Here is a 14,900-nt window from a genome sequence, read left to right on the forward strand (position 1 = left end):
GGTTAAGGTCGCTACTTAGCCGTTTTTTTACGGGTTAATAAATATACTTGATAAGCCAGCGCTGATGATAATACAATCACAATGGGTAACATCAGCGTCATGTATTTGTAGTGGATATAGCCCAAAGCACCTAATACCCCACCGCCGCAAAAGCTGTACCATATCATCGCTTGAAACACGAACATCTTCTTATTAATCGGTCTGCCCGCCAGCCAATTGCCCAAGGCTGAGCCCATATCTGAGGTCAATCCTGTCAAATGGGTGGTGCGAATCACTGCACCGCTATAGGTCGCGACCATCGAATTTTGCAGTCCGCAAGCTATCGCGGCAAACACCTGTCCCCAAAATGACTGATAGCTAAATAAAATCAAACTGATGATTAATAAACTTGCTTCAATTAACAAAGCCTTGCCATAGCGCTTACCTTCTTTTAATGCCGTACTACCCACCACAAAGCCACTAATAACTGCGCCAGATAAAAACGATAACAGCACAATACAAACCATTGCCATCTGCTGGTAATGCTGTTCCGCCAATGCTGTAGCAAATAGCGTCACATTGCCCGTTACATGCGAAGCGGACAAATGCGTGAAGCCGACTAATGCGGTGCTATTAATACACCCTGCATTAAACGCCAGCACGCAGCCACCCCATAGAATCCACTTAGGTAATTTATTAATCATTAGCTACCGCCATCTATCAGTCTTTAGCTGACTCGCCAAACACGTTAAGCCTGACAAAAAATGGTAAGCTTAACCAGACGGCTTTGCAATCCCTATCCAAACATCAATCAAAAAAAGTAAGCAAAAAAAGAGCAACCATGGTCGCTCTTTTATCAACTACCCGCCTAAAAATTAGTCTTCTACCTGCATCATCACTTGTTCAGAGAGTGCTACGGTATTAAACCCAGCATCGACAAATAAAATCTCGCCCGTGATACCAGACGCCCAAGGCGATAACAAGAACATCGCGGCATTACCGACCTCTTCAATATTGACATTGCGCTGTAGTGGTGACATTTTGGCGTTGGTGTCGAGCATTTTACGGAATGATTTGATACCGCTTGCCGCCAAGGTACGAATTGGACCTGCAGAAATCCCATTGACACGGATACCATCGCTACCCATTGAGCTCGCAAGGTAGCGAATGCTCGCTTCCAAACTGGCTTTGGCTAGACCCATGACATTGTAGTTTGGCAACACATGGATACTGCCTTCATACGTCAAGGTTAACAGCGAGCCTTGGCGTTTTGCCAGTAACTCACGGCTGGCTTTAGCAAGTGCCACAAAGCTGTAGCTACTAATATCATGCGCAATGGCAAAGCCTTCACGGGTGGTCACTTGGGTAAAATCACCATCTAGCTGATCGGCAGGGGCAAAACCAATGGCGTGCACAACCCCATCAATGCCCTCTGGCCAGTGTGCAGCAACTTGGGCAAAACACGCTTCGATTTCGCTATCTGACGCCACATCACACGCCAATACCTTCTCTGCACCAAAAGTTTCGGCTGCCATATCCACGCGTTTTTTCATTTTTTCATTCGGATAGGTCAAAATTAAACTCGCGCCTTCACGATGTAACGCTTCTGCGATACCCCAAGCAATCGATAATTTACTGGCGATACCGGTAACAACGAAACGTTTCCCTGTTAATAGCATGGTTTTTCCTTATTTTTCAGTGAACGAATATGCACTATAATAGCTCAAAATTAGGGGTTAATTCTAGCAAAAAACCCAAACAAAGCAAATTTAGTGATTTTCATGGCGTTTGTGACAAAAATCACTTTACAAATAGTGGTAAAGCGTTAAGCTATGCCTATTTTTTTGAAACTTAAATGTTATCATGACTATGCCTGCAAATTTTGACGAGATTATCCAACAAAACAGTGATGCCTACCGCACCCTCATTGCATCAACAGGGGAAGACTTAACACGTGAAGGACTGCTTAATACCCCAGAACGTGCTGCTAAAGCCTTTAGTTTTTTGACCCAAGGCTATCATCAAGATTTGGTCGAAATTACCAATAACGCGATTTTTCCAACTGACAATAATGAATTGGTCATGGTAAAAAATATCGAGTTTTATTCGATGTGTGAGCATCACATGTTGCCTTTTTATGGCGTTGCCCATGTGGCGTATCTGCCCGATGGCAAAGTGATTGGACTGTCAAAAATGGCACGTATCGTGGATATGTACGCCCGACGTTTGCAAATTCAAGAAAACTTAACCCGCCAAATTGCCCAAGCGGTGATGGATATGACAGGGGCAAAAGGCGCAGCGGTGGTGATGGATGCCGCGCATATGTGCATGATGATGCGCGGGGTGATGAAACAAAAATCCGATACCCGCAGTATGTCACTACTGGGCGAATTCAAACACAATACCGAGGCAAGACAAGCGCTGTTAATGGCGATTCCAAGCGCTTAATAACTACACTTAGCGCCTAAACAGCCAGCCTAAATTAACTAGTCAAATAAGCCCCAGTGATGTTACTGGGGCTTTTTTATATTCAGCCGATTTATAGCGGGCATATAGTACTTTTCCATTTACTACTTTTCAATGACCTCTATTGTCGATACACTAAAATGGTTTTCGATTTTTGCCCTGTAAGTGAATAGCATTGAGACAAATACATTAAGATAATAACAAGGAACATAAAATGATCCATCATACCAAGGCGATTAACAGCTTTCTTGACTACGTTAAAGTTCAATTACCCATCATCCAAGCGCCGATGGCAGGTGTCCAAGACAGCAAACTTGCTATCACCGTGAGCCAAGCAGGCGGACTTGGCTCACTGCCTGGCGCCCTGCTCAGCCTACAAAAACTCGAAAGTGAAATTGCGAGTATCCGTCAAGCGACTGACGCCCCCTTTAATGTCAATTTTTTTGCGCATCAACAACCTGACTATACCCAAGCGATGCAAGAAAAATGGTTTAATGCACTACAACCTTATTATCAAGAATTTGGTTTGACGCAAGATGAGATAGCCACGACCGGTGGACGTCAGCCATTTACCCATGAACAAGCAGCGCTATTGGCGGATTTAAAAGTCCCTGTGGTGAGTTTTCATTTTGGGCTACCGGACAAAGCTTTGTTAAATATCGTCAAAAAATCCGGGGCGATTGTGATATCCTCTGCCACCACGCCTGCGGAAGCACGCTGGCTGCAAGCCAATGGGGCGGATATGATTATCGCGCAGGGATTGGAAGCGGGTGGGCATCGGGGTATGTTTTTAAGCCAAGATGTGACGCTGCAAGCGGGCACTTTTAGCCTATTGCCCAATATCATCCGCTCTGTCAGTTTGCCGGTGATTGCGGCAGGTGGTATCAGCGACAACGCTACCGCACAAGCAGCGTTTGCCATGGGCGCCAGTGCAGTACAGGTGGGTACGGCTTTTTTGCTGGCAGATGAGTGTGATACCAAAGACTTTCACCGCAAGGCGCTACAAAGTGAGCGAGCCGAACACACCGCTTTAACCAATGTATTTAGTGGCGGCTTAGCACGTGGGATTGTCAATCGCTTTATGCAAGAAACGGGGTATATTAGCGAGTCTGCACCGCCATTTCCCCATGCATCGTTCGTCAGCAACCCCATTAAAGCCAAAGCCGAAAGCATGGGAAGTGATGAATTTAGCTCACTGTGGGCAGGGCAAAATGCGAGATTGGCGAAAAGTGGTACAGCAGATAAAATTATTCAAGATTTACTTGGCTACTAATTGCAAAAAATAATCTTGATATATTTTGTTAGTAAAAAAAACGTGAGTCGCAGCACTCACGTTTTGTTTAATGAACAGTTTAGAAACCTAATGTTTTGCCATCAGGATTTCTTGGGTCAGAATAGCCATAAAACCCAGAATCATCAGCTTGAATAATTTGAATACGTCCCATTGGTGCTTTAGTAACAACTTTATGACCTTTGTCTTGCAACAATTTTATCGTATCAGGACTAATGCCTGCTTCAACTCTAAGCTCATCGGGTAACCATTGGTGATGAACGCGTGGTGTAATTATCGCTTCTGCTGGATTCATTTCATGGTCAATCGTATTAACCACACTTTGCAGTACAGTGGTGATGATACGAGCCCCACCTGGACTACCTGTAACCAGCCAAGGTTTATTATTCTTCATGACAATCGTTGGTGTCATTGAAGAAAGTGGACGTTTTTTTGCTTCAATCGCATTGGCAGTGCCACCCACTAGACCAAACGCATTTGGCACACCGGGTTTCACTGAGAAGTCATCCATTTCATTATTGAGTAAAATCCCTGTGCCTGCTGCAACAATGCCACTACCAAAGTTAAGATTTAATGTATAGGTGACAGCAACGGCATTGCCCGCTTTATCCATGACGGAAAAATGCGTAGTCTGGTCACTTTCATAAGGTTGTGGTTTACCAGGTTTAATGTTTGATGAAAGTCTTGCTTTATTATCATCAATCGTTTTGACCCGTTCATTAGCATATGCTTTCGAAGTTAAACCTGTGACAGGGATTTTGACAAAATCCGGGTCGCCCAAATATTCTGAGCGGTCAGCATAGGCTAATTTCATACTCTCTGCCATGTGGTGAATATTTTTGGCACTATTTACCCCATCTTCTTTGATAGGGTAATGCTCAAGCATATTTAATATCTCAATCAAGTGTACACCACCCGAACTCGGGGGTGGCATGGTAACAACTTTATAGCCTCGATAATCACCAATAATTGGCTGACGCTCAACAACTTTATAGGCTTTTAAATCTTCAAGTGTCATTGTGCCACCCTGTGATTGCATTTCTTTAGCAATTTTTGTGGCGATTTCACCTTGATAAAATGCGTTTGCCCCTTGTTTGGCAATCAAACGCAATGATTTTGCCAAGTCTTTTTGTACCAACAAATCACCAGATTTAAGCGGTTCACCGTTTTTGAAAAAAATCGCTTTGCTAGCTGACCATTTACCCAGTGTTGATTTTTCTTCTTTTAACGTCTGTGCCAATACATCACTGACAATAAACCCTTTGTCTGCAAGCTTAATTGCAGGCTCTAGCACTTTAGATAATGGCATTGTACCCCATTTTTTTAGCGCGTATTCCATCCCAGCTACTGTACCAGGCACACCTGAAGCGTCATGCGTGAACAATGATTTTCCATCGATAACATTCCCTTGATTATCCAGGTACATATCACGGCTAGCTTTGGCGGGCGCAATTTCGCGAAAATCAATCGCAACATCTTTGCCAGTTTTATCATCATGCAACACCATAAAACCACCACCACCAATGTTGCCTGCATTTGGCAAGACGACTGCTAAGGCAAATCCAACCGCGACCGCCGCATCGATAGCATTCCCGCCTTGTTTTAATATATCCAAACCAACTTGCGTTGCTAACCCTTGCTCAGAAGCCACCATACCATTTTTACCATAGACAGGATGAAAGATATCATTACTGCTATCGTAGCGATTTGCCGCTGCCTGGCTAGCATTGGTGATTGGTTGTGGTAATAGTTTGCTTTGGGCAATGGGTGATATCACCAACATTAAAGCCAATGACAGATTGGTTAAAATCAGTTTAGGTTTTAGTCGCATGTCCCTATCCTTTTAAATTACTAGTTGATGTTGTAGCAGATACAAATAATATGTATGGCTACAATATACATAAATCCTTTCACAAAAACGTCATATTAAATTGTGACAAAAATATTTTTGTTATCTGACCCATTCGTTAATTTTTCTAACGGATATTTAAGTTATAAGTATTTAGCGCAATAGGCAAGCTTTTTTAAATGCCATACCCCATCAATTAAAGATTGCTATCGTTTATTAAGTCTGTGATGTAGCTTAACCACATTGCCCATAATTAAAATCGCTGGGGCAGGCAAGTTTGCCTCACGTTGTTTTGCCACGATGGTTTCAAGCGTGCCTGTCAATACTTGCTGATGCGGCAAGCTGGCATTGGACACAATCGCAATCGGTGTACTGGGATTTTTTCCTGCGTTAATCAAGCCACTCGTCAGTTTATCAAGCTGCTTTAATCCCATATAAAAAACCACGGTTTGGTTATCATCAAGCCAGCTGGCAAAGTCTTCATTGATGGTATCCGTCTTAAGAGAGGCGGTAACGAACTTGACAGAGTGCGCATACGCACGGTGAGTCAATGGAATACCGGCACAGCTTGCCGCCGCGGTGGCTGCGGTAATCCCCGGCACGACTTCAAACTCAATCCCAGCTGCAACCAATTGCTCGGCTTCTTCGCCGCCCCGCCCAAATACATACGGGTCGCCGCCTTTGAGACGTAACACGCGTTTTCCTTGCTGCGCCTGTTCGACCAGTAGCTCATTGATTTTTTCTTGCCTTACCGCATGATCACTGGCTTTTTTGCCGACGTAGATTTTGGTGGCATCACGCCTGCACAGATCGAGAATCTGCGCTGGAACCAAATTATCATAAAATACCACATCCGCTTGTTGCATCAATCGTAGCGCTTTAAAGGTTAGCAAATCAGGATCGCCTGCCCCTGCGCCCACAATGTACACTTTACCAAGCTGTGCTTTATCTGTCGGCTGGTTGTTGGCGTGCTGCTGTAGTAGGTTTTCAAGTTGGCTTTCAGCTTTGCTTAGGCTATTTGTATTGCCTTCAAATACCGATTCTGCGACTTGTCCTTCAAAGGCTTGTTCCCAAAACTTACGTCTAGCCGTCACATTGGGCAATGCAGCTTTCACTTTATCGCGAAATCTACCTGCCAACCCTGCTAATTCGCCATATTGCGGTGGTACGACTGTTTCGATTTTGGCTCTCAGCAGTCTTGCCAGCACAGGGGCTTTGCCTGCACTGGATACCGCAATGGTAATCGGATTGCGGTCAACGATGGCAGGAAAGATAAAGGTACATAGCGGTGGATTATCGACGACATTGACTGGGATAAAACGATCTTCACAGTCTTGAAAAATCTGCGCATTCACTGTTTCATCATCGGTACAAGCAATGACAATGGTTTGTTTATCCAAATATTTTTGCTGATAAACATCGTTAATCAATTGATGACGAGAATCGCTAAATTGTGCGGTGAGTCTCGGCTCATAACTGGGTGCAACAAAGGTGATTGTAGCCCCTGCTTTGTCAAGCAAATCCGCTTTACGCAGTGCCACTTCCCCACCGCCAACCACGAGTACGGGGCGATTTTCTAATTTAAAAAATAACGGTAAGGTATTCATAGACATTCCCAACATTAGATAGCGACAAGAACAATAGCGACAAGAACAATTAAGCTGAACCTAAGTTCAGCTTAACATTTTCATACATACTGCCGATCAAAAATTATAATTGTGTGTGTAGACCACATTCACGGTTCTCTTCTACTTTGGTAGGGTCAAAGTAGTCATGTTCATTTGGCAAATCATGCTCTTTTAAGTAAGCTTCTAGGTCATCTTCTGACCAATGGAACAATGGCGCTACTTTTAACACGCCGTCTTTACTTTCTGACAACACGTCAAGCGATTGACGAAATTCTGTTTGGTCTTTACGAATCGCATTAATCCACACATCAGGGGCAATTTCTTTTAACGCACGTCCAAATGGCTCAAGTTTCACTTGCTCAGTGAATTTTTCGTGTGCTGGGTTGTTGACGCTAGGTACGCCGTTGAACTCGACATCACGCCAAGCTGCGGTTTGTTGCGGCAAGTAGGTAATCACGTTTAAGTTTAGACGTTTAATCAAATCTTGGGCGTGGCGATAAGTGGCTTCCGTGTTGTAGCCAGAATCCACGAACAATACTTTGATATCAGGACGTTGTTTGGCAACCATCTCTAACAGTACCACTTCGTAAGGGCGAAAGTTGGTAGTGATGATAGGATTACTACCTTGTGCCAGTGCCCAAGCAATGATTTCCTCTGGGGTTTTGCCATTCAATTCTGCATTGGCTTTGTCTAGGTCGATATTTAGTTTATTGCTCATTGGATTTCCTAATGTTTTATGGTGAAAAATTGGGATACGCTATGCTAATCAATTACGTGATGTTTAAAAAATGATTTTTAATGATATTATTATGAAAATTTAGAATTAACCAATTAACTTGAAATGCAGAAACAAGAAGTTAAAAAAGATAAGGTAGCAACTTACTAACATTAAAAAAGCGAACCCGTAGATTCGCTCAATCTTGGCATGATTCAACAATTAATTGGCAAAAATCGGTAATTGCGTCACGCTGCGACCTGTATAGCGGTGTTTGATATCGACAAAATAATCAAACCAACTGGGGTTAAAATCACTGTCATCAATATCAAACTCACTAAACCCTACTTCGGTGAGCAGCTGCAAGGTATCTGGCAAGATATCACCGCTGGCGCGCAACACAATAGCGGGGGTATGACTGGGGTGTTGCTGGATTTTTTGCGCTAAACTATAACCGCGTCCATCACGAAAACCATGAAAATCAATCACAATCACCGACAGTAGCGGCATCACTTTGACAAAGTCCTGGTGCAAAAACTGATAATCACTAGCACCCGATAAAATAATACCCAGTTTTTTATCGCCCAACCGATTAGATAATGCTACCAAATCATCCGCTTCTAACTGCGGTTTTGGCGGATTTTTCTCGCTAAATTCAATAGGGCGATAGTCCACCAAAATTTCAGTGATATCTGAGGCATACTGGGATGGGTCGATATGCTCGATTTTTTGCTCATGAATACTCACGCTCACTGACTTTACATTATCAATCACTTGACTTTGGTTAATGAGTGCCATGGCTTATCCCTCCACCGGCTGTTCTGATTTGTCACGATATACATACTCTTTAAATGGCTCAATGCCGATACGATCAACAACTTCGGCAAACGTTTCACTACCAAAGTCAGTATCCGCCGCTTGACGGTATTTAAGATAGACTTGCAGGATATCATCCACTGTCGCCGCAACCGCATCGACAGGCACGGATTTGCCCAAAATATCGCCTAATTTGGCGTTTTGACCCGATCTACCACCGAGCGAGATTTGGTACCAATGCTCGCCCTTTTTATCTACGCCCAAAATACCGATATCTGCGACATGATGATGCGCACAGGCGTTCATACAGCCTGACATATTTAGGCGAATTTCACCAATATCATGGACAAAGTCTGCGTCTTGGAAATATTGGTTGACTTGGTTAACGATATTTAAGGTACTGGCATTGGCCAATGAACAATAGTCAAACCCTGGACATGAGATAATATCCGTCAATAAACCAATATTTGGGCGGGCAAGGTCGTATTGTTTGAGCACCTGATAGACGTCATATACTTCTTCAAGTTTGACATCCGTGAGCACCAAGTTTTGATGATGGGTGCCGCGCACTTCACCAAAGCTGTATTTGTCCGCCAAATCAGCCACCACGCGCATTTGGGTAGCGGTGATATCGCCGGTGTCTTGCATAAAGTGCTTGAGTGAGATAATCACCACGTGATAGCCTTTGACTTTATGCTCGCGGGTATTTTGGTTAAACCAACGCACAAACTCGCTATCTTCAAACTGGGCAGCCAGTTTGTCTTGGCTAGCTTGTAATTGTTGTTGGCTGAATGTTTGATACGCTGGCGGTGGAAAGTAGGTTTTGGCGTGTTCAATTTGTTCAGCTGTCAGTGTTAATGCACCGTCTTTATTGTGTTTTTCCCAATCTTCTTCCACGATTCGTGAAAACGCTTCGGCGCCCATACTTTCAACCAAAATCTTGATACGGGCTTTGTATTTGTTGTCACGGCGACCGTATTGGTTGTAGATACGTAATATCGCATCTAAATAAGAGAGTAAATGGCGTTCAGGTAAAAACGGACGAATCACTTTGCCAATCACAGGCGTGCGACCTAGACCACCGCCCACCATCACTTCAAAGCCAATGTCACCTGCGTCATTTTTGACGACATGCAAGCCAATATCATGAAGCTGGGTCGCTGCACGGTCTGAGCGAGTACCAATAACCGCAATTTTAAATTTACGCGGTAAATAGGTAAATTCTGGGTGAAATGTTGACCATTGGCGAATGATTTCACAATACGGGCGCGGATCGGCAATTTCATCAGCCGTCACACCGGCAAACTGGTCGGTGGTGGTATTGCGAATACAGTTGCCTGAGGTTTGAATCGCATGCATTTGTACCGATGCCAATTCTGCCAAAATATCAGGCACTTCTTCTAATTTTGGCCAGTTAAATTGCATATTGGTACGGGTGGTGATATGACCATAGCCACGGTCGTATTTTTCGCTGATGTCGGCAAGTTTACGCAGTTGATACGTCGCAAGCAGACCATAAGGAATCGCCACGCGAAGCATCGGCGCATGACGCTGAATATATAGACCGTTCATCAGGCGTAATGGCAAGTACGCTTCTTCACTGAGCTCGCCAGCCAAAAAACGTCGGGTTTGGTCGCGAAACTGCTCGACCCGATCGTCTACCAATTGTTGGTCAATTGCGTTGTATTTATACATGCGGATTCCTATGTCACTAATACAAATTCTAATTACAAATTAAATTTAAAACTTTTAGCTGTTGCAGCCATTTCAACTGGGTGAAATTTTAACCTGCCTATCATAAATGCCCAAGGGGTATTTAGTAAATTCCATTTTTACATAAATATATCGAGTTACTGCATTTATTATTGCGAACCGCAATATTCTATTATACGCTACCTTAATTTTTTTGAACCGTCTGTTTTTTTGACACCTTAATTTTGACACGCTAATATAGGAAATCCGATGAGCCAAAGCGCCACTTCAACTCTCCATTCTCTAAGCCAACTAGTCCCACCACACGGTAGTGACACATTAAAAGAAAAATTACTTAAAGGCGATGCGCTAACCGCCGCCCAGCAAAAAGCCAAAAATCTCCCAAAAATCCAAATCAGCTCCCGTGAAGCCGGTGATTTGATTATGCTCGGTATTGGCGGCTTTACCCCGCTAGATGGTTTTATGAACCAAGCAGACTGGCAAAGCGTATGTGACAATATGCATTTAACCACTGGCGACAATGCGGGCGTGTTTTGGCCCATTCCTATTACCCTATCGACCGATACTGCCACTGCCGATGCGCTAAACCCAGGCGATGACATTGCGCTAGAATACCAAGGCGAAATCATGGGTATTTTGACCTTAAGCGAAAAATACCGCATTGATAAAGCACACGAGTGCCAAACCGTCTTTGGCACCACAGAACTTGAGCATCCCGGCGTTGCTATGGTAATGGCACAAGGTGATGTCAACCTAGCGGGCGATGTGGTGGTATTGAGCGAAGGCGAATTCCCAAGCAAATATGGTGATATCTACCTCACCCCGGCACAAACCCGTGACATCTTTAATCAAAATGGCTGGAAAACCGTCGCTGCCTTCCAAACCCGTAACCCGATGCACCGCTCACATGAGTACCTTGCCAAAATCGCCATTGAAATCTGTGATGGCGTACTCATTCATTCATTGCTTGGCGCATTAAAACCTGGGGATATTCCTGCAGACGTACGCCAAGAAGCCATTGGTACATTAATCGACCATTACTTCCGTAAAGACACCGTCATCCAAGCAGGTTATCCACTGGATATGCGCTACGCCGGTCCGCGTGAAGCATTACTACATGCCTTGTTCCGTCAAAACTACGGCTGTAGCCATTTGATTGTCGGGCGTGACCATGCAGGCGTGGGTGATTACTATGGCGCGTTTGATGCGCAGCATATTTTTGATACACTTAAACCGAATGATTTAATCACCCAACCGTTAAAAATTGACTGGACATTCTGGTGTAACGCTTGTGACTCGATGGCATCGACCAAAACTTGCCCACACGATGCCAGCCATCATGTCAAAGTCTCAGGTACCAAATTGCGTAAAGCCTTATCTGAAGGGGAAGACGTGCCTGATAACTTCAGCCGTCCAGAAGTGTTAGCGGTACTTCGTAACTACTATGAAGGCTTAGAAGATCATCAAAAACATAAAGTTGAGCTAACAGGTCACTCTGCAAAATAATTATTGCGCAGTTTAATGCTTATCCATCGATAAAAAGGGTATGTGATAATACCCTTTTTTATCAAACCTTTAGCAATAAAATTAGCAATAAAAAAGAAGCACGCGGCTTCTTTTTTTATTGCTTAACTAAGCTAAATTTAATTAAGGCTAAATTTAACTAAGCTAAATCACATATTCGACGTGCGAATCTTGCAGAAAATTGGCAACAAAATGATTCGAGGGATGATTGACCAACGTCTCATAATCACCAATTTGCACGATTTGACCTTGGTTCATCACCACAATTTCATCGGATAATTCTGCCGCTTCTTCTTGGTCATGGGTCACTAAAATACTGGTGACACCGAGCTCATGATGAATTGAGCGCAGCCAAGCGCGTAATTCTTTACGCACCTTGGCATCGAGTGCGCCAAATGGCTCATCGAGTAACAACAGCTTTGGCTCTACCGCCAACGCACGCGCCAATGCGATACGCTGACGCTGACCGCCTGAGAGTTGATGCGGGTATTTTTTTGCGGTTTGCGATAGTTGCACGAGCTCCAGCAGATAATTGACCTTTTTGCTGATTTCCGCGTTGCTTAAGCGTTTGTTTTTTGGCATGACGGTCAAGCCAAATGCCACGTTATCAAACACGGTCATATGGCGAAATAACGCGTAATGCTGGAACATAAAGCCGATATGACGCTGCTGGACAGGGACATCAGTCACATCTTCACCATCAAACAAAATACGCCCCGTATCGGCAAGTTCAAGCCCTGCGATGATGCGCAGTAAGGTAGTCTTACCACAGCCTGAAGGTCCCAAAAGCGAGGTTAGTTTGCCCGTCGGTACGGTTAAATTGATCGGTTGCAGTGCAGTAAAGCGACCAAACTGTTTGGTGATATCACGGATTTCGATACTCATGGTATTCTCTTAACTTTTTTTACTTTTTAAATTGCATCAATGTTATTCATCATTGCCAGACTGACGTTTAGTCAACGCCTGCTGCACGATTAAGGTAACGAGCGCCAACAACGCCAACAGACTCGACAACGCAAACGCTGCTGTCATGTTGTATTCATTGTAGGCAATCTCAACCAATAGCGGCATAGTATTAGTTTCACCGCGGATATGACCTGAGACCACACTCACCGCGCCAAACTCACCCATCGCACGGGCATTGGTCAAAATAATACCGTATAGCAATGCCCATTTGATATTAGGCAGCGTCACCCGCCAAAACATTTGCCAGCCTGACGCGCCGAGTGTTAATGCCGCTTGCTCTTCACTACTGCCCTGCGACTGCATCAGCGGAATCACTTCACGCGCCACGAATGGAAAAGTCACAAACATGGTGGCAAGCACGATACCGGGAATGGCAAAAATCACTTGAAAACCAAAGTATTCTAGCCAGCCGCCAAGCCAGGTATTGGCGCCCAGTAGTGCCACAAACATCAAGCCTGCGACCACAGGCGACACCGAAAATGGCAAATCTAGCAGCGTGGTGAGAAATTGCTTTCCTTTAAAATCAAATCGGGTTAATAGCCAGGCTAATGCAATCCCAATTACCGTATTAATCGGTACCACAATCAGCGCCGTAATCAAGGTAAGCTTGATGGCCGATAATGCCTCGTGATCGGTCAGTGCAGCCACATACAACTGCCAGCCAGATTTTAAGGCTTCATAAAACACCGATATCAGCGGAATCACTAACATCAGCGTCATAAACGCCACCGCAATGCCAATTAAGGTATAACGTAGCCATTTTGGCTCACGGGTTGCGGCTTGGGTTTGGTAAGGATATTGGCTGCTATCTATCATACACTTGCCCCGCCCATACGTTTGGTTAATAGCCACTGCAAGGCATTAATGGCGAATAAAATCACAAACGAAATCATCAACATAAACAAAGCAACCGCGGCAGCCCCTTGCACATCAAAGCTTTCAAGCTTACCAATAATGATTAACGGTAAAATCTCAGATTTCATCGGCAAATTACCCGCAATAAAAATCACCGAGCCATACTCCCCCGTCGCTCGCGCAAACATCATGCCTGAGCCCATCAACAACGCAGGATACAACTCTGGCAATATGACCCGTCTAAAAGTTGTCAATCTCCCAGCGCCCAGCACCGATGCCGCCTCTTCATATTCTGGCGACAGCTCCGCAAGCACAGGTTGCACCGCACGCACAATAAACGGCAAGCTTACCACGATCAATGCCAACCAAATACCAATGGGGGTAAAAGCAATTTTAATGCCGAATGGCGCAAAAAACTGCCCAATTAAACCATTGGGCGCATATAGCGTTGCTAGCGAAATCCCCATTACTGCCGTTGGCAAAGCAAAGGGCAAATCCACCAGCGCATTTAAAATCGACTTTCCCCAAAACTCGTAGCGCACCAATACCCATGCAATCAGCGTACCAAACACCAAATTGGTCAATGTCGCTAGCAATGACATTTTTAGCGACAGTTCAATCGCTGCCTTGACGCGCGGCTCAGTAATGGTTTTGATAAACCCTGCCACGCCAATATCGGCGGTCGTCAGTACCATTGCCACAAATGGCAACAGCACGATAATCGACAATGCCAACACACTAATACCCAAACTCAAATTAAAAAACGGCATGATATGGCGCTTTTTATTGCGTTTTAAGGGTGAATTGGGTGTTTTAGGCTGATTGTTTGAGGTTAAATCGGCTTGATGGTTAGCATTGATGCTTGCCATGCAGGGCTTCCTTTACTAATAATCGGTAGGCAACGTGAGAATTTAAAATAATAAACATACAAAAATAAAAATTCAAAAATAAAGATACAAAAAGCTCTGCATCCAAAATCTTAAGCACGGCTATAGTACCATCTCACTTTGATTTTCCAAACTATATTTATGCGCTTTAAATATTCTTAGCTAGAATAAAAAACCAGAGCCGAACTCTGGTTTTGTGATGTTAACACAG

12 protein-coding genes and 1 pseudogene are annotated in these 14,900 nt (G+C 44.2%); 3 read left to right on the forward strand and 10 right to left on the reverse strand.

The features are described from left to right. Positions 1–11: 11 nt before the first annotated feature. On the reverse strand, positions 12–683 hold the full coding sequence (locus tag LAJ61_RS00050; RefSeq protein WP_224053991.1) for a YoaK family protein: 672 nt from the start codon (positions 681–683) through the stop codon (positions 12–14). A 171-nt stretch (positions 684–854) separates the two neighbouring features. Continuing rightward, entirely contained in the window at positions 855–1,658 is an 804-nt protein-coding gene (locus tag LAJ61_RS00055) for an enoyl-ACP reductase FabI (RefSeq protein WP_219332845.1), read from the reverse strand. Positions 1,659–1,848: 190 nt separating this feature from the next. Here LAJ61_RS00055 and folE point away from each other — a divergent pair, with 190 nt between their 5' ends. Next, positions 1,849–2,427 (forward strand): GTP cyclohydrolase I FolE, encoded by a 579-nt coding sequence (gene folE / locus LAJ61_RS00060; protein WP_007115330.1) that lies wholly within the window; start codon positions 1,849–1,851, stop codon positions 2,425–2,427. 232 nt (positions 2,428–2,659) lie between these two features. After that, on the forward strand, positions 2,660–3,718 hold the full coding sequence (locus LAJ61_RS00065) for an NAD(P)H-dependent flavin oxidoreductase (RefSeq protein ID WP_224053992.1): 1,059 nt from the start codon (positions 2,660–2,662) through the stop codon (positions 3,716–3,718). Positions 3,719–3,797: 79 nt separating this feature from the next. Here LAJ61_RS00065 and ggt read toward each other — a convergent pair whose 3' ends face one another. From ggt to LAJ61_RS00090, 5 genes are all read right to left on the reverse strand, one after another. Beyond that, entirely contained in the window at positions 3,798–5,567 is a 1,770-nt protein-coding gene (gene ggt / locus LAJ61_RS00070; protein ID WP_224053993.1) for a gamma-glutamyltransferase, read from the reverse strand. A gap of 224 nt (positions 5,568–5,791) precedes the next feature. Further along, complete coding sequence (gene cysG / locus LAJ61_RS00075) at positions 5,792–7,192, reverse strand: siroheme synthase CysG (protein WP_224053994.1); 1,401 nt, start codon at positions 7,190–7,192, stop codon at positions 5,792–5,794. Positions 7,193–7,295: 103 nt separating this feature from the next. Continuing rightward, positions 7,296–7,931 carry a phosphoadenosine phosphosulfate reductase domain-containing protein gene (locus LAJ61_RS00080; protein ID WP_036602517.1) on the reverse strand — a complete coding sequence of 212 codons (636 nt, stop codon included), beginning with the start codon at positions 7,929–7,931 and terminating at the stop codon, positions 7,296–7,298. 219 nt (positions 7,932–8,150) lie between these two features. After that, complete coding sequence (locus LAJ61_RS00085) at positions 8,151–8,726, reverse strand: DUF934 domain-containing protein (protein ID WP_224053995.1); 576 nt, start codon at positions 8,724–8,726, stop codon at positions 8,151–8,153. A 3-nt stretch (positions 8,727–8,729) separates the two neighbouring features. Continuing rightward, positions 8,730–10,439 carry a nitrite/sulfite reductase gene (locus LAJ61_RS00090; protein WP_224053996.1) on the reverse strand — a complete coding sequence of 570 codons (1,710 nt, stop codon included), beginning with the start codon at positions 10,437–10,439 and terminating at the stop codon, positions 8,730–8,732. 267 nt (positions 10,440–10,706) lie between these two features. On the opposite strand from LAJ61_RS00090, the gene sat reads away from it, so the two are divergent. Continuing rightward, the gene (sat, locus tag LAJ61_RS00095; protein WP_224053997.1) at positions 10,707–11,963 is read left to right on the forward strand and encodes a sulfate adenylyltransferase; all 1,257 of its coding nucleotides are present in this window, start codon (positions 10,707–10,709) and stop codon (positions 11,961–11,963) included. 192 nt (positions 11,964–12,155) lie between these two features. Here sat and LAJ61_RS00100 read toward each other — a convergent pair. From LAJ61_RS00100 to cysT, 3 genes and pseudogenes are all read right to left on the reverse strand, one after another. Continuing rightward, positions 12,156–12,866, reverse strand: a pseudogene (locus tag LAJ61_RS00100) (sulfate/molybdate ABC transporter ATP-binding protein); the annotation flags it as partial. 42 nt (positions 12,867–12,908) lie between these two features. Continuing rightward, positions 12,909–13,763, reverse strand: coding sequence for a sulfate ABC transporter permease subunit CysW (cysW, locus tag LAJ61_RS00105; protein ID WP_224053998.1), 855 nt, complete (start codon positions 13,761–13,763; stop codon positions 12,909–12,911). Continuing rightward, positions 13,760–14,671 (reverse strand): sulfate ABC transporter permease subunit CysT, encoded by a 912-nt coding sequence (cysT, locus tag LAJ61_RS00110; RefSeq protein ID WP_409034970.1) that lies wholly within the window; start codon positions 14,669–14,671, stop codon positions 13,760–13,762. Before cysT ends, cysW begins: the two co-directional genes overlap by 4 nt. Positions 14,672–14,900 lie beyond the last annotated feature (229 nt).

Origin of the sequence: Faucicola osloensis (assembly GCF_020041925.1) — a bacterium.
In the GTDB taxonomy this organism is placed as follows: domain Bacteria; phylum Pseudomonadota; class Gammaproteobacteria; order Pseudomonadales; family Moraxellaceae; genus Faucicola; species Faucicola osloensis_D.